Annotated in this window: 17 protein-coding genes; 8 read left to right on the forward strand and 9 right to left on the reverse strand. The window is 71.2% G+C overall.

Going from position 1 to position 20,320, the window contains the following annotated elements; all coding sequences use genetic code 11:
* Positions 1 to 306 precede the first annotated feature (306 nt).
* Complete coding sequence (locus ACIRPU_RS04040; RefSeq protein WP_403861296.1) at positions 307 to 915, forward strand: DJ-1/PfpI family protein; 609 nt, start codon at positions 307 to 309, stop codon at positions 913 to 915.
* 217 nt (positions 916 to 1,132) lie between these two features.
* The gene (locus ACIRPU_RS04045) at positions 1,133 to 2,200 is read left to right on the forward strand and encodes a chitinase (RefSeq protein WP_403861299.1); all 1,068 of its coding nucleotides are present in this window, start codon (positions 1,133 to 1,135) and stop codon (positions 2,198 to 2,200) included.
* 76 nt (positions 2,201 to 2,276) lie between these two features.
* On the opposite strand, the gene ACIRPU_RS04050 is transcribed toward ACIRPU_RS04045, so the two are convergent.
* The 4 genes from ACIRPU_RS04050 to ACIRPU_RS04065 all read right to left on the reverse strand — a co-directional run bounded on the left by ACIRPU_RS04050 (position 2,277) and on the right by ACIRPU_RS04065 (position 7,543).
* Entirely contained in the window at positions 2,277 to 4,031 is a 1,755-nt protein-coding gene (locus ACIRPU_RS04050; RefSeq protein ID WP_403861302.1) for an NAD+ synthase, read from the reverse strand.
* A 105-nt stretch (positions 4,032 to 4,136) separates the two neighbouring features.
* Positions 4,137 to 6,077: a protease pro-enzyme activation domain-containing protein gene (locus ACIRPU_RS04055; RefSeq protein ID WP_403861305.1), complete on the reverse strand. Its 1,941-nt coding sequence runs from the start codon at positions 6,075 to 6,077 to the stop codon at positions 4,137 to 4,139.
* Between the two features lie 186 nt (positions 6,078 to 6,263).
* Positions 6,264 to 6,863 (reverse strand): DUF305 domain-containing protein, encoded by a 600-nt coding sequence (locus tag ACIRPU_RS04060; protein ID WP_403861308.1) that lies wholly within the window; start codon positions 6,861 to 6,863, stop codon positions 6,264 to 6,266.
* A gap of 11 nt (positions 6,864 to 6,874) precedes the next feature.
* A complete protein-coding gene (locus ACIRPU_RS04065; RefSeq protein WP_403861311.1) occupies positions 6,875 to 7,543 on the reverse strand; it encodes a DUF3105 domain-containing protein in 669 nt (222 codons plus the stop codon).
* 153 nt (positions 7,544 to 7,696) lie between these two features.
* On the opposite strand from ACIRPU_RS04065, the gene ACIRPU_RS04070 reads away from it, so the two are divergent.
* Together ACIRPU_RS04070 and ACIRPU_RS04075 are read left to right on the forward strand one after the other, a co-directional pair.
* Entirely contained in the window at positions 7,697 to 8,140 is a 444-nt protein-coding gene (locus ACIRPU_RS04070) for an RrF2 family transcriptional regulator (protein ID WP_403861314.1), read from the forward strand.
* Between the two features lie 127 nt (positions 8,141 to 8,267).
* A complete protein-coding gene (locus ACIRPU_RS04075) occupies positions 8,268 to 8,534 on the forward strand; it encodes a DUF6959 family protein (RefSeq protein WP_384123246.1) in 267 nt (88 codons plus the stop codon).
* A gap of 229 nt (positions 8,535 to 8,763) precedes the next feature.
* On the opposite strand, the gene ACIRPU_RS04080 is transcribed toward ACIRPU_RS04075, so the two are convergent.
* On the reverse strand, positions 8,764 to 9,987 hold the full coding sequence (locus ACIRPU_RS04080) for a globin domain-containing protein (RefSeq protein ID WP_403861318.1): 1,224 nt from the start codon (positions 9,985 to 9,987) through the stop codon (positions 8,764 to 8,766).
* Positions 9,988 to 10,315: 328 nt separating this feature from the next.
* Here ACIRPU_RS04080 and ACIRPU_RS04085 point away from each other — a divergent pair, with 328 nt between their 5' ends.
* Both ACIRPU_RS04085 and ACIRPU_RS04090 read left to right on the forward strand, forming a co-directional pair.
* Positions 10,316 to 11,677: a glutamine synthetase family protein gene (locus ACIRPU_RS04085; protein WP_020126756.1), complete on the forward strand. Its 1,362-nt coding sequence runs from the start codon at positions 10,316 to 10,318 to the stop codon at positions 11,675 to 11,677.
* Between the two features lie 333 nt (positions 11,678 to 12,010).
* Positions 12,011 to 12,241: a hypothetical protein gene (locus ACIRPU_RS04090; protein ID WP_403861321.1), complete on the forward strand. Its 231-nt coding sequence runs from the start codon at positions 12,011 to 12,013 to the stop codon at positions 12,239 to 12,241.
* A 42-nt stretch (positions 12,242 to 12,283) separates the two neighbouring features.
* Here ACIRPU_RS04090 and ACIRPU_RS04095 read toward each other — a convergent pair whose 3' ends face one another.
* Positions 12,284 to 12,715 (reverse strand): VOC family protein, encoded by a 432-nt coding sequence (locus ACIRPU_RS04095; protein WP_403861324.1) that lies wholly within the window; start codon positions 12,713 to 12,715, stop codon positions 12,284 to 12,286.
* 161 nt (positions 12,716 to 12,876) lie between these two features.
* On the opposite strand from ACIRPU_RS04095, the gene ACIRPU_RS04100 reads away from it, so the two are divergent.
* The gene (locus tag ACIRPU_RS04100; protein ID WP_403861327.1) at positions 12,877 to 15,873 is read left to right on the forward strand and encodes a bifunctional [glutamine synthetase] adenylyltransferase/[glutamine synthetase]-adenylyl-L-tyrosine phosphorylase; all 2,997 of its coding nucleotides are present in this window, start codon (positions 12,877 to 12,879) and stop codon (positions 15,871 to 15,873) included.
* Positions 15,874 to 15,922: 49 nt separating this feature from the next.
* On the opposite strand, the gene ACIRPU_RS04105 is transcribed toward ACIRPU_RS04100, so the two are convergent.
* Complete coding sequence (locus ACIRPU_RS04105) at positions 15,923 to 16,948, reverse strand: DMT family transporter (protein ID WP_403861330.1); 1,026 nt, start codon at positions 16,946 to 16,948, stop codon at positions 15,923 to 15,925.
* Positions 16,949 to 17,019: 71 nt separating this feature from the next.
* On the opposite strand from ACIRPU_RS04105, the gene ACIRPU_RS04110 reads away from it, so the two are divergent.
* Positions 17,020 to 17,916, forward strand: a complete 897-nt coding sequence (locus ACIRPU_RS04110; RefSeq protein ID WP_403861333.1) for a LysR family transcriptional regulator — start codon at positions 17,020 to 17,022, stop codon at positions 17,914 to 17,916.
* A 61-nt stretch (positions 17,917 to 17,977) separates the two neighbouring features.
* Here the strand turns inward: ACIRPU_RS04110 and ACIRPU_RS04115 are convergent, their stop codons facing one another.
* Complete coding sequence (locus ACIRPU_RS04115) at positions 17,978 to 18,838, reverse strand: phosphatase PAP2 family protein (protein WP_403861336.1); 861 nt, start codon at positions 18,836 to 18,838, stop codon at positions 17,978 to 17,980.
* Positions 18,839 to 18,993: 155 nt separating this feature from the next.
* Positions 18,994 to 20,028 carry a LacI family DNA-binding transcriptional regulator gene (locus tag ACIRPU_RS04120; protein WP_403861339.1) on the reverse strand — a complete coding sequence of 345 codons (1,035 nt, stop codon included), beginning with the start codon at positions 20,026 to 20,028 and terminating at the stop codon, positions 18,994 to 18,996.
* Positions 20,029 to 20,320: the final 292 nt, after the last annotated feature.

Genomic DNA, 20,320 nt, shown 5'->3' on the forward strand with positions numbered 1-20,320 from the left:
GCGTGCTCAGACCGGCAGCTCCCATGAGGGCCCACCGGGATTCCCCGCCCGGACGCGTTGCGTGCCGCCGGCCTCCACGGTCATGCCGAACTCCGACTGTGGAGGTGATCCCGCGTCCTGCCAGGTTGTGAGGGCGTCCTCCACGTCGTCCAGGAGGCCCGGATCCACGCGGGTCGGGCGGGCAGGCTCGTCGTGTCGTCACGGCCAGAAGGGAGAGCCGTGCCACCAGCCGCTGATTGGCTCTCGACCGGTTGGGGTTCCGGCCGGGAGACTGGCGGTCCGTTGCCGGGGGTTGGGGAGTTTGCGATGCAGGTAGCCGTGGTCACCTTCGACGGGTTCAACGAGCTCGACAGCTTCATCGCCTCCGCACTGATCAACCGGTGCCGCAAGGACGGCCTGGAGGCCTTCGTCACGACGCCGACGCCGGTGGTGACGTCGATGAACGGTGTCGAGGTGACCGGGCAGCGCCCGATGGAGTTCGTGACCGAGGCCGATGTCGTGCTGATCGGCAGCGGGGTGAGGACACGGGACGTGGTCGCCGACGACCGGCTGATCTCCCGGCTGCCGCTCGACCCTTCGCGCCAGCTGATCGGCGCGCAGTGCTCCGGAGCGCTGGTGCTCGCCCGGCTCGGGCTGCTGGGTGACATGCCGGTCAGCACGGACAGGACGAGCCGGCCCTTCGTCGAAGCCTGCGGCGTCACCGTGCTGGACGCGCCGTTCCACGCCGAGGGGAACATCGCCACGGCGGGTGGCTGCCTGGCGTCGCAATACCTCGCCACGTGGGTGATCACCCGGACGCTCGGGGAGGACGCCGCGCGTGACGTCCTCGACTACGTGGCTCCGGTCGGCGAGAACCAGGAGACCGTCGAGCGCGCCGTGCGTGCCGTCCGGGCGGGCGAGTCCGCCCTGCGCTGACGTCCTGCGCCGACGCCCTCGCTGATGCCTGGCGGCAACGCTGTCGGGCCGTGTCGGGTCCCTTGTCGGGTCCTTGTCGATCGGTTGGCCGGGCCATGGTCAGTTAACTGTAAAGAACCTTGACAGTTAACTGGTCTAGTCCAAACATGGTCACTGCTCGCCTCCGCGGTTCTGTCCTTCCGCTGTCCCCGCATGCCCTTTTCCCCTGGGAGCGTCAGTGAGACGACCTGGTCACCTTCGCGCACTGCTGTCCTGTCTGAGCGCCGGCGCTCTGTCCACCGGGCTCCTCGCACTCGGAGGAGGGAACGCGCTCGCCGCGCCGCTCCCGGACGCCGGCAAGTCCATGCCGAGCCATGTGGCGGCTCCCTACTTCGAGGCGTGGACCGGCGAGAGCCCGGCCGCGCTCGCCGCCGCCTCCGGCAACAAGTACCTCACCCTGGCCTTCCTCCAGACCGCCGCGGCGGGCTCGTGCACCGCGTACTGGAACGGCGCGGTCGACCAGCCGGTCTCCCAAGCGGTCTTCGGCCGCGACATCGCCACGATCCAGGCACGCGGCGGCAACGCCGTCCCGTCCTTCGGCGGCTGGTCCGCGGACACCACCGGCACCGAACTGGCGGACAGCTGCACCAGCGTCGACGCCATCGCCAAGGTGTACGAGAGCCTCGTCACGACGTACGGCATCACCCGGATCGACCTCGACGTCGAGGGTGACTCCATCGACAACGCCGCCGGCGTCGACCGCCGCAACAAGGCGATCGCACAGGTCCAGCGCTGGGCCGATCGCACCGGCCGCAGTGTGCAGTTCTCCTACACCCTGCCGACCTCCGTCACCGGCCTCGAAGCAGGCGGCCTGGCCCTGCTGAAGAACGCCGTCGCCAACGGCGCGCGGGTGGACGTCGTCAACCTCATGACCTTCGACTACTACGACGGCGCGACCCACGACATGGCGGCCGACACGGCCACGGCGGCCCAGGGGCTGCACGACCAACTGGCCGCGCTCTACCCGAAGAAGAGCCCCGCGAAGCTGTGGAGCATGATCGGCGTCATCGAGATGCCCGGCATCGACGACTACGGCCCCGAGGAGACCTTCACCACGAAGGACGCGGTCGCCGTGGAGAAGTGGGCCGAGGCCAAGAAGATCAACACGCTCTCCTTCTGGGCGCTTCAGCGCGACAACGGCGGCTGCCCGGGCACCGGCGGCTCCGACTCGTGCTCCGGGATCGCCCAGGACACCTGGGCCTTCAGCCACGCCTTCGAACCGTTCACCAAGAGCGGCCTGCGGTAACACGCACCGCACCATCGCGGCCGGGCCCGGTCGCATCGCGCGACTGGGCCCGGCCACGGTACGGGGCTCGGAGCGGTCAGACCGACTCGCGCCAGCCGTTCGTGATCGGCAGGCGGCGGTCCTTGCCGAAGCCCTTCGCCGAGATCTTCGTGCCCGGCGGGTACTGGCGCCGCTTGTACTCGGCGGTGTCCACCATGCGCAGGGTCTTGACGACCAGCTCACGGTCGTAGCCCGCCGCGACGATCGCGTCCGCGCCCTGGTCCCGGTCGACGTACAGCTCGAGGATCGCGTCCAGGACGGGATAGTCCGGGAGCGAGTCGGTGTCGACCTGGCCGGGGCGCAGCTCCGCGCTCGGCGGCTTGGTGATCGAGTTCTCGGGGATCGGCGGGGTCTGGCCCCGCTCCGCCGCGGCGCGGTTGCGCCACTCCGCGAGCCGGAAGATCCACGTCTTGTAGACGTCCTTGATGGGGCCGTACGCGCCCACCGAGTCGCCGTACAGCGTCGAGTAGCCGACCGCCAGCTCCGACTTGTTGCCGGGGGCGAGGACGATGTGGCCCTCCTGGTTGGAGATCGCCATCAGGAGCGTGCCGCGCAGACGCGACTGGAGGTTCTCCTCGGCGAGGCCCGTCAGGCCCAGCGAGCCCATGTACGCGTCGAACATCGGCTCGATCGGGACCGTGCGGAAGTTCAGGCCCGTCCGGCGCGCCAGTTCCGCCGCGTCGCCCTTGGAGTGCTCGGAGGAGTACTTCGACGGCATCGACACGCCGTACACGTTCTGCGCGCCCAGCGCGTCGCACGCGATCGCCGCGACGAGCGCCGAGTCGATACCGCCCGACAGGCCGATGAGGACCGAGCGGAAGCCGTTCTTCGCGACGTACGCGCGCAGGCCCACGACCAGCGCCGAGTAGATCTCCTCGGCGTCGTCCAGCCGCTCCGCGTACCCGCCGCTCAGCTCGGGCTCGTACGCCGGGACGGGCTCCTGCGACACCACGACGCGGTCGATGCGCAGACCGTCGTCCACGACGCCCGTGGGCGCGTCGGCCGAGGCCGCGGGCAGGTCGAGGTCCAGGACCACACAGCCTTCGGAGAACTGCGGCGCCCGCGCCACGACCTCGCCGTCGCGGTCGACGACGATCGAGTCGCCGTCGAAGACCAGCTCGTCCTGCCCGCCGATCATCGCGAGGTAGGCGGTGGTGCAGCCGGCCTCCTGGGCCCGCTTGCGGACCAGCTCCAGCCGGGTGTCGTCCTTGTCGCGCTCGTAGGGGGAGGCGTTGATGGAGAGCAGCAGACCGGCCCCGGCGGAGTGCGCCGCGGGGACTCGGCCGCCGTCCTGCCAGAGGTCCTCGCAGATCGCGAGGGCCACGTCGACGCCACGCACCCGCAGCACCGGCATGGTGTCGCCCGGCACGAAGTAGCGGAACTCGTCGAAGACGCCGTAGTTGGGCAGGTGGTGCTTGGCGAAGGAGAGGACCACCTCGCCGTCGAACAGCACCGCCGCCGCGTTGCGCGGCGAGCCGGCCGGGCGGCCGAACTTGGGCCGGCCGCCCTCGGACCGGTCGAGGAAGCCGACGACCACCGGCAGTTCGCCGAAGCCCTCGTCGGCGAGGCGGACGGCGAGCTCGCGCAGGGCCGTGCGGGAGGCTTCGACGAAGGAGGAGCGCAGGGCGAGGTCCTCGACGGGATACCCGGTCAGCGCCATCTCCGGGAACGCCACGAGATGCGCTCCCTGCTCGGCGGAGTGCCGGGTCCAGCGGAGGATCGTTTCGGTGTTGCCGACGAGGTCGCCGACGCGCGAGTCGATCTGGTTCAGAGCGAGACGAAGTTGAGGCACGCGCATCAGTGTAATCGTCAATGCGACGCGATGGGGGGCGTGGGGTGTTGGATACCCCACGCCCCTCATCGTTCGCGTCATCCGCGCAGCACGCGGACGATCTGCTCAGCGCCGCCGGTACGACTCGACGTAACCGCTTGCGGGCGTACCCACACCGGTGACGTCGTCATAGCCCTTCACGGCGGACAGCGAGCTGTCCTTGCCGAGGCTGCGGACGGAGGTCAGCAGCCCGTCCGTCGCGTCGTAGCCGTTGGCGAAGTCGACGCGCGCGACCGCGAGCCCGGACCCGGTCGGGTTGTCCGTGACGTCGTGGTAGACCCGCGAGCCGTACTTGGAGTAGATCGACGGGTTGGCGAAACCGATCGCCTTGCCGCCGCGCGCCTCCTGGCCCAGCGCCTGCACGGCCGCGATGACCGGCGCGGCCAGCGAGGTGCCGCCGATGCGGTACTCGCTGTACTGCTCGGTCCCGTCCGGGAAGGTCTGGGTCTGCCCGACCTTGAAGCCGGTGTTCGGGTCGGCGATCGCCGAGATGTCCGGGACGACGCGGTTGCCGGCGGCGCTGTTCGCCGTGGCGAGCGCCTTCGGGACGACACCCTTCTGGTAGTACGGCTCGGCGACCGTCTTGCTGGTGCCGCCGCCCGCACCCGAGGTGTACGCGCCCGGGAAGTCCGTCCAGCTCTTGCCGTCGGCCGACAGCGAGGCCTTGTCGGTGCCCCAGCCGGTCTCCCACAGGTACTTGTCGTTCTTGCCGACCGCCAGCGAGGTACCGCCGACCGCCGTCACCCACGCGGAGTTGGCCGGGGTGTCGACCTGCTTCGTGCCGGTGTTGGCGACCTCGTCACCGTTGTCGCCGGAGGAGAAGTAGAAACCGATTCCCTCGACCGCGCCGAACTGGAAGACCTGGTCGTAGGCGGCCGCGAGGTCCGGCGTCTGGTTGGCCTCGATGTCGCCCCACGAGTTGGAGACGATGTCGGCCAGGTGGTTGTCGACGATCTTGCTGAGCGAGTCGAGCAGATCGTCGTCGTAGCAGGACGCCGCGCCCACGTACGTGACGTTCGCGGCCGGTGCGACCGCGTGCACGGCCTCGACGTCGAGGGTCTCCTCGCCGTACCAGCCGGCCGCCCCGCACTCCTCGGTCCTGGTGTAGTCCGAGGGGAGGACCTGGGTCAGCTGCCCGGTCTTCCAGCGCGCGTCGCCGTGCGCCTTCGCGTAGGTGGCCGCGTCGTAGGCGATCGTCGGCGAGGCGTACGCGTCGGTGATGGCGATGCGCACCCCCTTGCCCGTGTAGCCGCCCGCGCCGTACGCGGCCCGCAGCTGCTTGCCGGTGTACCCCTGCACGGCGTACGGGATCTTCTTGCCGTACGCCGAGGGGAGGGTGCTCGCGGTGTTGGAGCCGTAGTACGAGGAGAACGGCCCGGAGTTCTTGAACACCGCGTCCGGACCCGGAAGTTGGTCCTTGGACGCGGCCTTGTGCGGTGCGTTGTCCAGGCCGGTTACGGTCAGGACGGCGCCGTCCAGGCTGGCGGGAGCCGAGGCCGCCTTCGACGGCGCGCGGTAAGTCCTGCTGCCCTTGGTGTAGTTGTGCAGCTGGGTGCCGAACGCCTTCTCGACGGCGGCGACAGCGCCGCTGACCGACACATAGTGCTCGGTCGTGCCGGTGACCTTCAGACCGGCCGCCGTCAGCCACGACTTGACGGCCGCCACCTGGGCCGCCGTCGCGCCGAAGCGGGCCTGGGACTGCGCGGCGGAGAGGTACTTGCCGTAGACGGGCGAGGCGGGGTCGGACACGGCCTTCGCGTAGGCGGCGAGGCCGGCGGCGTCCCGTCCCGCGAGGTAGACGCGGGCGGAGACCTGGGCGCTGTCCGAGGTCGAGCCCTTGTCCGCCTTGGCCGTGGCCCACGCGGGCCTGGTCCCGGCCAGCGTGTCACGGGTCGGGCCGTCCGCGGCGTGCGCGGCGGGTATGCCGAGCGCCAGCGCGCCGGCGATCATGGGCAGTGTCGCTGCCATGCTCGCTCCGGCGCGCAGCGCGGCGCGGTTGGATCTCATAGGACCCCCTGTATGTGGTTCGACGCGAGTAGATCACTCGACGTGCGGGCCACTCTTGCGACGAACGCTTCATGCCAGGGGAATGCGTAAACCAAGAAGCGCCCAAGTGACCGCTTGCTGGGCTGATTTGACGGAAACGTCCGTGAAATCGAGGGAAAACCCTATGGGTTGGACCGGGGGCGTCGGCTACGGCTTGGCCCCGCGGGCCTTCAGCATGTCCGTCATCAGGTCGATCTCCGACTGCTGCGCCTCGACCATGCCCTGCGCGAGCCGCTTCTCCACCCCCACCGCGCACTTGGCGACACACCCCTCGGCCATGTGGATGCCGCCCTTGTGGTGGTCGGTCATGAGCTGGAGGTAGAGGACCTCGGCCTGCCTGCCGTCGAGCGTGCCGAGCTTCTTCAGCTCGGTGTCGGTGGCCATGCCGGGCATGAGCGCACCGTCCTCGCCGTCGGTCATTTTGCCCATGCCCATCCAGGACATGGGTCCGTCGGACGACACCTTCGGCAGGCCCCAGAGATCCAGCCAACCGAGCAGCATGCCGCGCTGGTTGGCCTGCGTCTGCGCGATGTCGTAGGCGAGCCGCCGGACGTCCTCGTCGGCGGTCCGGTCCCGCACGATGTACGACATCTCGACGGCCTGCTGGTGGTGCACCGCCATGTCCCGGGCGAACCCGGCGTCGGCGGAGTCGGCGGCGGGCGGCGCGGCGCCCGCCGCGCCGTCCTCGGCGACGGAGTAGGTGACGGCCCCGGCGGCGACGAGCACTCCGGCCACGGCGACCGCCACCCCCGCGTACCTCACTTCGCCAGACCACCCGTGCACGCGGCGCCCGGCTCGGGCGTCTGCTCGCCCTGCACGAACTTCTCGAAGAACGTGTCCACGTTCGCGTCGCTCGCGCCCGTCACCGTGCGCTGGTGCCCCCACGCGGTGAGCATGATGGGGTCGGGCTGGGCGTCGTCCGGGCTCATGAGCGTGTAGGGCGTCTTCTTGACCTTGGCGGCGAGGGCGTCGACGTCCGCCTTGCTCGCCTTGCTGTTGTACGTCACCCAGACCGCGCCGTGCTCGAGCGAGTGCACGGCGTTCATGTTGTCGAGGGCCTTGGTGTAGACCTCGCCGTCGCAGTTCATCCAGACCTGGTTGTGGTCCCCGCCGACGGGGGGCTCGGTCGGGTACTTCACGGTCTTGGTGACATGGGTGCGCCCGAGCGTGCCCTTCCACGTCTTGACCCCGTCCGCACCGGTGACGAAGTGGCCGGAGGCCGCCTTGCCGTCGGCGGCGGTGTCCTTGTCGTCGCCGGACTGCGACTTCACGACGAACACCCCACCGGCGACCAGCGCGACCACGGCGACGACACTGCCGCCGATCACGAGAAACCGGTTACGCCGATCCCGGACCTGCTCGGCCCGCCGCATCTCCTCTATGCGCGCCTTGCGCGCCGCGCTGCCGGTCTGGTTGGCGGAACCCATGAGGCCTGTCCTTCGGGGAAAAGGGGCGGGACGGTCGGGGTGCTCGAGTCCGCTGATCGTAATGGGGGCGATGGGGAAAGTCGTAGACAGGTCACAGCCAAGAAGAGAGCGGATAATTTGAACCGGAGATGCGCATTATCTACGCTTCCTCCCATGCGGCTGTTGCGATCCACCGACCTGGCACTGCGCGTCCTCATGCGACTCGCGGTGGCGGGCGACACCCCGGAGGCCACCCCCACGACCCGTGACGTGGCGGAGGCCATGGAGGTGCCCTACACCCACGCGGCCAAGGTCGTGGCCGAGCTCCAGCACATGGGCCTGCTGGAGGCCCGTCGTGGCAGGGGCGGCGGCCTGGCGCTCACCGACCGGGGCCGCGCGGCGTCCGTCGGCACGGTGGTCCGCTCCTTCGAGGGAGACGGCGACGTCGTCGACTGCGAAGGCGCCACCCCCTGCCCCCTGGCCTCGGCCTGCCGCCTGCGCGGCGCCCTGCGGCAGGCCCAGGAGGCGTTCTTCGCGTCCCTGGACCCGATCACGGTCGCGGACATCGTGGCGGAACCCACGGGGCCGCTGCTGCTGGGGATCTCGAGGCTCGCCTGACCGGAGCGGGACCCCGTGACTCCACCCCACGTCAGCCACGGTTTCCGGGCCTCGCGCGGCTCATCCTTCACGCTTCCCCCCGGCAATGCGCTTGTAGCGACGTCGCCGGGCCGGATTGGATGGCCCGATGGAACGCATCGAAGCAGAGCTCTTCACTGATGGCGGCAACAACGCCGTAGTCCGCCTGCCCGGCCGACGCTTCCCCGGAGTTCTGGTCCAGGGCGACTCCCTGCACATCCTCCGCACCGACATGGCCGAGCTGGTGGAGGCGTGCGACCGAGGTGACCTGGGCGACGCCCGCGACGCCGCCGGGCTTCTCCTGGCCGGACTCGACGCCATGCTGGAGCGCTACGGCACCGCGCTGGACGAGCACGAGATCCGGCGGCCGTACTGAGCCGGGCCGCCCGTGCCACGCCCGGCCGTCGCCCGCTCGACGCCCCGGCCGGCGCCCGCACCCCGAACCGGGTGCGTACGGCTGCCCCCGGAGGAGTGCTCCGCGGCTCCGGGCGACGGGCCGGGCCGCCGGACGGTCACGGAGTACGTCGGCGGACGTGATCCGGCTCGCCCCGCCCGACCGCCCCGCCCCGCCCCGCAGAGCGTCGTCGGGGAGCCGGTCGCATGGCTCAGGTCCGGGCCAGCCACAGGTCCGGGCCGAACACCTCGTAGTGCACGTCCGCCGGGGCGACCCCCTTCTCGATCAGCTGCGCCCGCACGGCCCGCATGAACGGCAGCGGACCGCACAGGTACGCGCGCGTGCCCGGCGCCACGGGTACGTCCGTGAGGTCGGCCAGACCCGTTCGGGCGTGCGCCGGGGCCTCCCGCTCGTACCAGAGGTGCACGGAGGCGTCCGGCAGTTTCGCCGCGTACGCCTCGTGGTCCGTGCGCAGGGCGTGGTCGGCGGGGGAGCGGTCGGCGTGGACGACCGTGACCGGCGCGTCGTGGCCGTGGGCGGCGAGGTCGGCGAGCATCGCCACGATCGGGGTGACGCCGATGCCGGCCGACGCGAGGAGCAGAGGGGTTCCCGCCGCGTCGTCGAGGACGAGGTCGCCGTACGGCTCGGAGAGCTCCAGCACGCTGCCCGCACGCACGCGCGCGTAGAGGTGGTTCGAGACCTCGCCCTCCGGTGTCGTCGCCCCGCCGGACACCCGCTTGACGCTGATCCGGCGCACGTCGGCCCCCGGTGCGCCGGAGAGGCTGTACTGCCGTATCTGGCGGGCGCCGTCGGGCAGTTGCGCGCGGACGGACACGTACTGGCCGGCGCGGAAGTCCCGTACCGGCGCGCCGTCGACCGGGCGCAGGCCGAAGGTGACGACGTCGTCGGTCTCCCGGACGCGTTCCGCGACCTCCCACTCGCGCCACGCGTCGCCCCCGCTCTCCTCGTACAGGCGGCGCTCGATCGCGATCAGCGCGTTCGCCATCAGCCAGTAGACCTCGTCCCAGGCCGCGGCGACCTCGGGGGTGACCGCCTCGTCCAGGACGTCGGCGATGGCGGCGAAGAGGTGCTCATGGACGACCTCGTACTGCTCGGGCGCGATGCCGAGGGAGGCGTGCTTGTGGGCGATCCGGGTGAGCATCGCGTCGGGGCGGTCCTGCGGGCGGCTGCCGGCGTCGTCCCGAGGGTGATCCGGTGCGTCCTCGACGAGACGCGTGGCGAAGGCGGCGATGGACCCGGCCAACGCCTGGCGCTGGGTGCCCGCCGCCTGGTTGCCGCGGTTGAACAGGTCGCGGAGGAGTTCCGGATGCGCCGCGAAGAGGCCGGCGTAGAAGCGCTCGGTGATCTCACCGATGGCCGCGCCCACGGCGGGGAGGGTCGCGCGGACGGTGGCAGCGGACTGTTCGGACAGCATCGGGGCTCCTCAAAGCTCACTCGGTGTTCTGCTGTCCGGCACGCTAGTTAAACTTGCATCTGAGATGCAAATTAAATGGGTGAGGGGGGATGGAGGGGGTGGGGCATTACGGATGTCGGTGCGAGCAGGCAAGATGGGCGGTGGAGCAGTACACCTGCCGGACGGCAGTGCATCTCCCGGACGTGAGGTGTTCAGACCCGGGTCGCCGAGGCGATCATGGTCGGCAACGCGCACGAAACGGTGTTGTGGTGTGATGCTCAGGTGCCCGACCGCCTCTCCGTGGGACGGGAAACAGGCGGCCTGACCAGCAAGGATGGGGAAGCGCAAGATGGACAAGCAGCAGGAGTTCGTGCTCCGGACGTTGGAGGAGCGCGACATCCGGTTCGTACGGCTGTGGTTCACGGACGTGCTGGGCTTCCTCAAGTCCGTCGCCGTGGCCCCGGCCGAGCTCGAACAGGCCTTCGACGAGGGCATCGGCTTCGACGGCTCCGCGATCGAGGGCTTCGCCCGGGTCTACGAGTCCGACATGATCGCCAAGCCGGATCCGTCCACCTTCCAGGTCCTGCCCTGGCGGGCGGAGGCCCCCGGTACCGCCCGCATGTTCTGCGACATCCTCATGCCGGACGGCTCCCCCTCCTTCGCCGACCCGAGGTACGTGCTGAAGCGCGCCCTGGCGCGCGCCTCCGACCTGGGCTTCACCTTCTACACCCACCCCGAGATCGAGTTCTTCCTGCTGAAGAACAAGCCGACCGACGGCTCCCGCCCGACCCCGGCCGACAACTCCGGCTACTTCGACCACACCCCGCAGAACGTCGGCATGGACTTCCGCCGCCAGGCGATCACCATGCTCGAGTCGATGGGCATCTCGGTCGAGTTCTCCCACCACGAGGGCGCCCCCGGCCAGCAGGAGATCGACCTGCGCTACGCCGACGCGCTGTCCACGGCCGACAACATCATGACCTTCCGCCTGGTCATGAAGCAGGTCGCGCTGGAGCAGGGGGTCCAGGCGACCTTCATGCCGAAGCCGTTCTCCGAGCACCCGGGCAGCGGTATGCACACGCACCTCTCCCTCTTCGAGGGCGACCGCAACGCGTTCTACGAGTCGGGCGCGGAGTACCAGCTCTCCAAGGTCGGCCGGTCCTTCATCGCCGGTCTGCTGAAGCACGCCGCCGAGATCGCCGCCGTCACCAACCAGTGGGTCAACTCCTACAAGCGCATCTGGGGCGGCTCCGAGCGCACGGCCGGCGCGGGCGGCGAGGCGCCGTCGTACATCTGCTGGGGCCACAACAACCGCTCCGCGCTGGTCCGCGTGCCGATGTACAAGCCCGGCAAGACGGGCTCCGCGCGCATCGAGGTCCGCTCCCTCGACTCCGGCACCAACCCGTACCTGGCGTACGCCATGCTCCTCGCCGCCGGCCTCAAGGGCGTCGAGGAGGGCTACGAGCTTCCGCCGGGCGCCGAGGACGACGTCTGGGCGCTGTCCGACGCCGAGCGCCGCGCGATGGGCATCGAGCCCCTCCCGCAGAACCTCGGCGAGGCCCTGGGCCTGATGGAGCGCAGCGACCTCGTCGCCGAGACCCTCGGCGAGCACGTCTTCGACTTCTTCCTGCGCAACAAGAAGGCGGAGTGGGAGGAGTACCGCTCCGAGGTCACCGCCTTCGAACTCCGCAAGAACCTGCCGGTGCTGTAAGCGCTGGTCGGAGCGGGTTTCCCGCAGCGACGACTCAGGGGGCCGACGGTCATCGACCGCCGGCCCCTCGGCGTCTCACCGCCCCTGGCCCGGCTGTGGGCCGTCGGAGCGGCGACGGCGTCCCCGCCACAGACCTGGCCGAGACCGCCCCTTGCCCGCACAGGGCGGCGACGGCACCCTGGGCGCGGCAAGAAGCAGCGGGCCGCCCAGGACCCGCCAGGGACCGCAGAGCGCCTGGCACTCGCCGGGCGCGCCCCGGTCTCGGCGGAGGGGCCGCGCGTGCCTTGCTCTGCGGCTACGTGGTCTGCGGGGAGGGGGACGCCTGTGGAGTGGGTGGCATTGGCCAGCACCGTGGTGGGCGGCGGGATCGCCACCATGTCGGCCGGTGTGATGGAGCGCCGACGCTGGCGGCGGGAGCGCGGCGAGCAGCGCACGGAGGCCCGCCGCGCCTTGTACGGCTCATACCTGGCGGCCCTGGCCAGGGCGCGGCACGCGTGCAGCCTGATGGCACGCGAGACGCAGGCCTCGGTAGCGATGCGCTCCGACCTGGGCGCGGAACTCTAACCGTGGAGTGTGCTTGAACCCCCGGGCCCCTGCCGCAGCCCCCTACGCCTTGAGTTTCGCCAGGACCTGGTGGAGGGGTTCTGTTGCTCGGCGGCGGTACTCCTGGATCGCCCAGCCGTTGCCGTCGGGGTCCTTGAAGTACATGAAGGTCGCGCCGTCCTGCGGGGCGAACTGCTGGGGTTCACTGACGTCCAGGCCGCGGGCCGTCAGTTCCTCGTACGCGGCCTTCGCGTCCGTCACGCAGAGCTGCATGCCGTGGTAGGTGCCCGGTTGCGGGGTTCCCGTCGGGACCTGGAGGCCGTCGACCAGGGCGATCGAACAGCCGGAGCCGGGCGGGGTGAGCTGGACGATGCGTACGCCCTCCATGACCTCGCCGTCGAGGTCGACGTGGAAGCCGACCTTGTCGCGGTAGAACTCCTTGGCCCGGTCCACGTCGGACACCGGCAGCAGGATCACCTCTAGGGTCATGTCCATGGCTTGACTCCCTTGACTCCATCGTCGCGGCCGTCGTTCTTCACCCGACCAAGTCCCGCAGAACCCGAAGTACCACAGAACCGGAAACCGGGCCGGGGCGCCACCGAAACGCGCAGGTTACGCTCAGGTGCGTACGACCTTGATCCGAGGGAGGGCCGGGGATGATGGCGCCGGGGCGCAGGAGCAGCACCTTCACACGGCTGCTGCGGCACGGCTTCACCGACCCGTCCGCCGCCGAGCGGCTCCTGGACGGGCCCGAGCTGTCGCCGGTGCGCAACGATCCCTTTCTGCTGGAGGCACTGGGCGGCACCGCCGATCCCGATCTCGCCCTGCACGGTCTCGTCCTGCTGCTGGAGGCCCAGCCCGGCCCCGCCGCCCGCCGGGAACTGCTCGACACGCTGATAGCGGCCAAGCCCCTGCGTGACCGGCTGCTGGGGGTGCTGGGGGCGTCCGCCGCCCTCGCCGACCACCTCGCCCGGCATCCGCGGGACTGGGAGGCGCTGGTCACGTACGAGCCGCGGGACCTGCATCCCGGGGTGGAGGAGTTCGAGCGGGGCCTGGCCGAGGCCACGGACCCGGTGTCGCTGCGCGTCGCCTACCGGCGCTGCCTGCTGTCCATCGCGGCGCGTGACGTGTGCGGGACGACCGACCTCGCCGAGACCGCCGCCGAGCTCGCCGATCTGGCCACCGCCACACTGCGGGCCGCCCTGGGCCTCGCCCGGGCCGCCGCGCCCGACGACGCCGCCCTGTGCCGGCTCGCCGTCATCGCGATGGGCAAGTGCGGCGGGCACGAGCTGAACTACGTGTCCGACGTCGACGTGATCTTCGTGGGCGAGGCCGTCGACGGGGCCGACGAGGGCAAGGCGCTGCGGGCCGCCGCCAAACTGGCCGCGCACCTGATGCGGATCTGTTCCGAGACCACCGTGGAAGGGTCCATCTGGCCCGTCGACGCCAATCTGCGGCCCGAGGGGCGCAACGGACCGCTGGTGCGGACGCTGTCCAGCCATCTCGCCTACTACCAGCGGTGGGCCAAGACCTGGGAGTTCCAGGCCCTGTTGAAGGCCCGCCCGGTGGCCGGCGACCTGGCACTCGGGGCCGAGTACGTCGCCGCCGTGGGGCCCCTGGTCTGGCAGGCCGCCGAGCGGGAGAACTTCGTCGTCGACGTGCAGAAGATGCGGCGGCGGGTCGTCGAGAACATCCCGGTCGCCGAGGTCGAGCGGGAACTGAAGCTCGGGCCCGGGGGCCTGCGGGACGTCGAGTTCGCCGTGCAGCTGTTGCAGCTGGTGCACGGGCGGGCCGACGCGTCGTTGCGGAGCGGCACCACCCTCGACGCCCTCCAGGCGCTCGCCGCGGGGGGATACGTCGGACGCGCCGACGCCGAGCAACTGGACGCCGCGTACCGGTTCCTGCGGTCCATGGAGCATCGGATCCAGCTCTACCGGCTGCGGCGGACCCATCTGGTCCCCGAGGCCGAGGCCGACCTGCGGCGGCTGGGCCGCTCACTCGGACTGCGCACCGACCCGGTCGCCGAGCTCGGCCAGGAGTGGAAGCGGCACGCGGCCGTGGTGCGTCGGCTGCACGAGAAGCTGTTCTACCGGCCGCTGCTCGACGCCGTCGCCCAACTCGCCTCCGGCGAGACCCGGTTGAGCCCGAAGGCGGCCCGGGAGCGGCTGGTCGCGCTCGGGTACGCCGACCCCGCGTCCGCGCTGCGCCACCTGGAGGCGCTGGCCTCGGGCGTCACGCGCAAGGCGGCCATCCAGCGCACCCTGCTGCCGGTTCTGCTGGGCTGGTTCGCGGACTCCGCCGACCCTGACGCGGGCCTGCTCAACTTCCGCAAGGTGTCGGACGCGCTCGGCAAGACGCCCTGGTATCTGCGGTTGCTGCGGGACGAGGGGGCGGCGGCGGAGAACCTCGCGCGCGTCCTGTCCGCCGGGCGGCTCGCCCCCGACCTGCTGATGCGCGCGCCGGAGGCGGTGGCGCTGCTCGGCGACGGGGACGGCGGAGGGCTCGAGCCGCGCGGACGGGCGCAGTTGGAGCAGGAGATACTCGCCGCGGTGCGACGGGCCGACGGAGTGGTGCAGGCGGTCACCGCGGCGCGTGGGGTCCGTCGGCGTGAGCTGTTCCGCACGTCCGCCGCCGACATCGTCGCCTCCTACGGCACCGAGGCGCAGCCGGTCGAGGCGGATCAGGGCGCGCTCGTGGACCTGGTGGGCGGGGCCGTGTCCGACCTCACGGCGGCCACACTGGCCGGCACACTGCGCGCGGTCGTGCGGGACGGCTGGGGCGACACCCTTCCGACGCGTTTCGCCGTCATCGGCATGGGCCGCTTCGGCGGTCATGAACTGGGCTACGGCTCCGACGCCGACGTCCTGTTCGTGCACGAGCCCCGGGACGGCGTCGACGAGCGCGAGGCCGGGGAGGCCGCGAACAAGGTCGTCTCCGAGATGCGCCGACTGCTCCAGCTCCCGAGTGCCGATCCGCCGCTGCTCATCGACGCCGACCTGCGTCCGGAGGGCAAGTCCGGGCCGCTCGTCCGCACGTTGAAGTCGTACGAGGCCTACTACCGGCGCTGGTCGCTCGGTTGGGAGTCGCAGGCGCTGCTGCGGGCCGAAGTCGTCGCCGGGGACGAGGAGTTGGGGCGGCGGTTCATCGAACTGATCGACCCGCTGCGGTATCCGGCGGACGGGCTCGGCGAGGAGGCCGTGCGGGAGATCCGGCGGCTGAAGGCCCGGATGGAGTCCGAGCGGTTGCCCCGGGGCGCCGATCCGAAGCTGCACACCAAGCTCGGGCCGGGCGGCCTGTCCGACGTCGAGTGGACCGTGCAACTGGTCCAGATGCGGCACGGTTCGACGCATCCGGGGCTGCGGACCACCCGCACCCGTGAGGCCCTCGCCGCCGCGCGCGACGCCGCGCTCATCCCGGGCGAGGACGTGGCGACGCTGGACGAGGCGTGGGTGCTGGCGACCCGGGTGCGCAACGCGGTGATGCTGGTGCGCGGGCGGGCCGGGGACACCTTCCCGTCCGACCCCCGGGAACTGGTCGCGGTGGGGCGGTACTTGGGCTACGGGCCCGGCCGGGTGGGCGACATGCTCGACGACTACCGCCGGATCGCACGCCGGGCTCGTGGCGTGGTGGACGAGCTGTTCTACAGCGGCTAGGTCACCCACCGCGACCGTTCCCCGGCTCCGCCTGGCTCCGCAGGCGGGGCTAGGCGGCGGGCTGTGTCACCCCGTCCCGCGTGGCGCCGTCGCGCGTCACCCCGTCCCGCGTGGCGCCGTCGCGCGTCGCCCCGTCCCGCGTGGCGCCGTCGCGCGTCGCCCCGTCCCGCGTCGCTCCGTCCCGCGTCGCACCGGCCGAACCGCCCGTACGCGACGCCGTGTTCCGGCGGGTCAGTCCCACGCCCACCAGTACCACCGCCATGCCCGCGAGAACGCGTACGCCGATCTGCTCGTCCAGGACCGCCGCGCCCAGCGCGACCGACACGACCGGGAGCAGGTAGCCGACCGTCGCCGCCGTGGTGGGGCCCTCGTCCGCTATCAGGCGGTAGTTGAGATAGAAGGTCAGGCCCGTGCCGAGGACGCCCAGCGCGGCGACGGCGAGCAGGGCGGTGACGTCCGGACGGAAGGGGCCGGCCGCGGGGAGGGCCAGGGTGCTCCAGGCCGTGGCGGCGAGGAGTTGGGCCGCCGACATGGCCATGGGCGTCTCGGAGGCCGTCAGGTGCCGGGCCATGTAGGCGAAGGCCACGGCGTAGCTGGCGGCCGCGGCCAGCAGGTACAGGGCGGGCAGGCTGAGCAGGCCCTCGTGGTGCCAGGGAGCGAAGATCAGGACCGTGCCGGCGAAGCCCAGGACGAGACCGGTCAGGCGTACGGGGCCCAGGGCCCGGTCCGTGCCGAGGCCGATGCCGATGAGGAGCGACCAGAGCGGGGTCGTGGCGTTGAGGACGCCCGCGATGCCCGAGTCGAGGTGCTGCTCGCCCAGTGCGAAGAGGGCGAAGGGCAGCGCGTTGCAGAACAGGGCGGCCACGGCGAGATGGCCCCAGGCGGTCCGGGACCGGGGGAGGCGCTGGCCCGCCCGGCGGGCCAGGAGCAGCAGGACGGTCGTGCCCAGGGCGCACCGGACGATGGTGATCTGGGCGGGGGTCAGGCCGTGGGTCAGGGCCAGCTTGATCCAGAGGAAGCCGGAACCCCAGAAGAGGGCGAGCGCGGCCATGCGGAGCGTGGAGGCGAGGGGCATGTTCCTACGGTCGGCCGTCCGACCTATGAGGACAAGTGAAATGTTCTGGATGATTCGTTAAGCTGTACTGCATGCTTGATATGCGGCGGATGCAGGTGTTGCGGGCGGTCGTGGGGAACGGGTCCGTGACGGGGGCCGCGGCCGTGCTGGGGTACACGCCGTCCGCCGTCAGTCAGCAGATCGCCGCCCTGGAGAAGGAGGCGGGGGCCGCGTTGCTGGAGCGGGTCGGGCGGGGCGTACGGCCCACGGCCGCCGGACTGCTGCTCACCGAGTACGCGGATGTCATCGGGCGGCAGGTCGCCGAGGCCGAGACGGCGCTCGCCGACCTGCTCGCCGGGCGGACCGGGCGGCTGGGGGTGCGGTACTTCGCCACCGCGGGGGCCGGGCTGGTGGCGCCGGCCGTGGCGCGGATGCGGGAGGCGCATCCCGGCGTCCGGATCGAGCTGAAGCTGACGGTCGATCGCGAGGACCCGCTGGCGGAGGTCCGGGAGGGGCGGGCCGATCTGGCGCTGCTGGTGAGCTGGGCGGGGCGGGAGGCCAGTGGCGTACGGCTGCTGCACCTGCTCGACGATCCCTATCTCGCCGTCCTGCCGCGCGGGCACCGGCTCGCCGGGCGGCGGAGTGTGCGGCTGGCGGAGCTGGCCGAGGAGGCGTTCGTGGGGAGCGAGTGGCCGGGGCCCTGTCTCGACGCTCAGCTGGACGCGTGCGCGGCGGTCGGGTTCCGGCCCCGGTTCGCGGTGCACAGCGAGGACTACGTGACCGCCCAGGGGTTCGTCGCCGCCGGGCTCGGCGTGAGCCTGGTACCACGGCTGGGGCTCGGCAGCCGGCATCCGGGGGTCGTCGTCCGGGAGGTGCGTGATCCGGTGCCGGTGCGCGCCATTCAGGCGGTGGTCAGGGAGACGGCGCCCGCGCAACCCGCCCTGGACGCGTTCATCGACGCGCTGAAGGGAGCGGCGGGGGCGTCGTGACCGTCCCGTACGGCACGGGTCGGGCCTTGCGCCGCCGAGGGTCAGGCCTTCGTGCCGAGGGTCAGGCCTTCGTGGGGAGCAGGGGCCTGCCCTGCCCCTTCGGCGGCACCCGTCTCGGCAGGGCGTACGGCATGGTCCCGTACCAGACACGGGCCACCGCGAAGCCGAACGCCAGGCAGAGGAGGCCGCCCACGGCGTCCAGCCAGAAGTGGTTGGCCGTCGCGACGATCACCACCAGGGTCGCCGTCGGGTAGAGCAGGCCCAGGATGCGCACCCAGGGCAGCTCGGCCAGCGCGAACACCGTCAGACCGCACCACAGGGACCAGCCGATGTGCATGGACGGCATCGCCGCGTACTGGTTCGACATGTGCTTGAGGTCGCCGGACGCCATCGAACCCCAGGTCTGGTGGATCATCACCGTGTCGACGAAGCCGCCGCCCGGCATCAGGCGCGGGGGCGCCAGTGGATACAGGTAGTAGCCCACCAGGGCCACGGCCGTGGTGGCGAAGAGCACCAGGCGCGTCGCCGCGTAGCGCCCCGGGTGGCTGCGGTAGAGCCAGACCAGGACGGTCAGCGTGATGATGAAGTGCAGCGTCGCGTAGTAGTAGTTCATGCCCACGATGAGCCAGGTCACCGAGTTCACCCCGTGGTTGACCGACCCCTCCACGGCGATGCCGAGGCTGTGCTCGGCGCGCCAGATCCAGTCCGTGTTGCGCAGCGCCTCGGAGCGTTGTTCCGGGACCGCGTTGCGCACCAGTGAGTACGTCCAGTAGCTCACCGCGATGAGGAGGATCTCGAACCAGAGGCGGGGGCGGCGGGGGCTGCGCAGCCGGTGGAGGCGGCGCTGCCGGGGCGCGGCCGTGACGGGGTCTGGAAGGGCCTGGTCACGGCCTTCCAATGGCGTCACAGTCGATTCACCCATGGACACAAAGTCTGCCAGAAAAGACCTCTTCGCCCGATCATCCCTCGGTCGGGTTCGACGCGCACTTTCTACGCCGACGGGACCTCTTCGTCTACTGCCGGCGCACGGGGTGGCACCCGGACGTCTCCGCCCTGCGGACGATTCCGGTCCCCGGGCTACGGACGATTCCGGTCCCCGGGCGCCGAAGCGGTCGAACCCCGCACCACCAGTTCCGGCATGAACACGAACTCGCTGTGGGGCGCCGGAGTGCCGCCGATCTCCTCCAGCAGGGTGCGGACCGCGGCCTGGCCCATCGCCGGGACCGGCTTGCGGACGGTCGTCAGGGGCGGGTCCGTGAAGGCGATCAGCGGGGAGTCGTCGAAGCCGACCACCGAGATGTCCTGGGGCACCGCCAGACCGCGCTGCCTGGCCGCCCGTATCGCGCCCAGCGCCATCATGTCGCTGGCGCACACGATCGCCGTGCAGCCCCGGTCGATCAGGGCCGTGGTCGCCGCCTGGCCGCCCTCGAGGGTGTAGAGGGAGTGCTGGACCAGGTCGGTCTCGATCGTCGCGGGGTTGAGGCCCAGCTGTTCCTGGACCGCCCGGACGAAGCCCTCGATCTTGCGCTGGACCGGCACGAAACGCTTGGGGCCGAGCGCCAGTCCCACCCGGGTGTGGCCGAGCGAGACGAGGTGGGTGACCGCCAGGGTCATCGCCGCCCGGTCGTCGGGGGAGATGAACGGCGCCTGGACCTTCGGCGAGAAGCCGTCCACCAGCACGAAGGGGACGCCCTGCGCCCGTAGCTGCTCGTAGCGCTGCATGTCGGCCGTGGTGTCCGCGTGCAGACCCGAGACGTAGATGATGCCGGCGACCCCGCGGTCGACCAGCATCTCGGTCAGCTCGTCCTCCGTGGAACCGCCCGGGGTCTGGGTGGCGAGGACCGGGGTGTAGCCCTGGCGGGTCAGCGCCTGGCCGATGACCTGGGCCAGGGCCGGGAATATCGGGTTCTCCAGCTCCGGCGTGATGAGGCCGACCAGACCCGCGCTGCGCTGGCGCAGGCGGACGGGGCGCTCGTAGCCCAGGACGTCCAGAGCGGCGAGCACGGACTGACGGGTGGTGGCGGCGACGCCGGGCTTGCCGTTGAGAACGCGGCTGACGGTCGCTTCGCTCACCCCCGCCTGCGCAGCGATGTCGGCAAGCCGTGTGGTCACAGGGGTGGACTGTACCGGTCGGGTGCTGACTTGCACACCAATCGGACGCCGTGGGCGACCTGTTGAACGGCCCGCGGGCTGCTGCGTCATCGCGCTCCCTCATGAAAGTGATGGCAAGAGCTTGCAGAGTCTTGCACAGCGGCCCTGTGCCTTGCTGGTAGGCCCCTCAACCGCGACAACTACGGTCTCACAGCGGTCGAGGGGAGGTCACGCACGAGTCACGCACGGATAACTTCGGAGTTCTCTTGCACTTTTTTTCTGCAAGGTCTTTCGTGCCGCTTACATCGCTGTT

Origin of the sequence: Streptomyces sp. NPDC102259, assembly GCF_044766465.1 — a bacterium.
Lineage (GTDB): Bacteria > Actinomycetota > Actinomycetes > Streptomycetales > Streptomycetaceae > Streptomyces.

Bases quoted from the DNA above. Each gene is read 5' to 3' on its own strand.
- ACIRPU_RS04040 (WP_403861296.1), top strand. From the start codon at position 307: ATGCAGGTAGCCGTGGTCACCTTCGACGGGTTCAACGAGCTCGACAGC.
- ACIRPU_RS04055 (WP_403861305.1), bottom strand. From the start codon at position 6,077: ATGAGATCCAACCGCGCCGCGCTGCGCGCCGGAGCGAGCATGGCAGCG.
- ACIRPU_RS04065 (WP_403861311.1), bottom strand. From the start codon at position 7,543: ATGGGTTCCGCCAACCAGACCGGCAGCGCGGCGCGCAAGGCGCGCATA.
- ACIRPU_RS04070 (WP_403861314.1), top strand. From the start codon at position 7,697: ATGCGGCTGTTGCGATCCACCGACCTGGCACTGCGCGTCCTCATGCGA.
- ACIRPU_RS04075 (WP_384123246.1), top strand. From the start codon at position 8,268: ATGGAACGCATCGAAGCAGAGCTCTTCACTGATGGCGGCAACAACGCC.
- ACIRPU_RS04080 (WP_403861318.1), bottom strand. From the start codon at position 9,987: ATGCTGTCCGAACAGTCCGCTGCCACCGTCCGCGCGACCCTCCCCGCC.
- ACIRPU_RS04085 (WP_020126756.1), top strand. From the start codon at position 10,316: ATGGACAAGCAGCAGGAGTTCGTGCTCCGGACGTTGGAGGAGCGCGAC.
- ACIRPU_RS04095 (WP_403861324.1), bottom strand. From the start codon at position 12,715: ATGGACATGACCCTAGAGGTGATCCTGCTGCCGGTGTCCGACGTGGAC.
- ACIRPU_RS04100 (WP_403861327.1), top strand. From the start codon at position 12,877: ATGATGGCGCCGGGGCGCAGGAGCAGCACCTTCACACGGCTGCTGCGG.
- ACIRPU_RS04105 (WP_403861330.1), bottom strand. From the start codon at position 16,948: ATGCCCCTCGCCTCCACGCTCCGCATGGCCGCGCTCGCCCTCTTCTGG.
- ACIRPU_RS04110 (WP_403861333.1), top strand. From the start codon at position 17,020: ATGCTTGATATGCGGCGGATGCAGGTGTTGCGGGCGGTCGTGGGGAAC.
- ACIRPU_RS04115 (WP_403861336.1), bottom strand. From the start codon at position 18,838: ATGGGTGAATCGACTGTGACGCCATTGGAAGGCCGTGACCAGGCCCTT.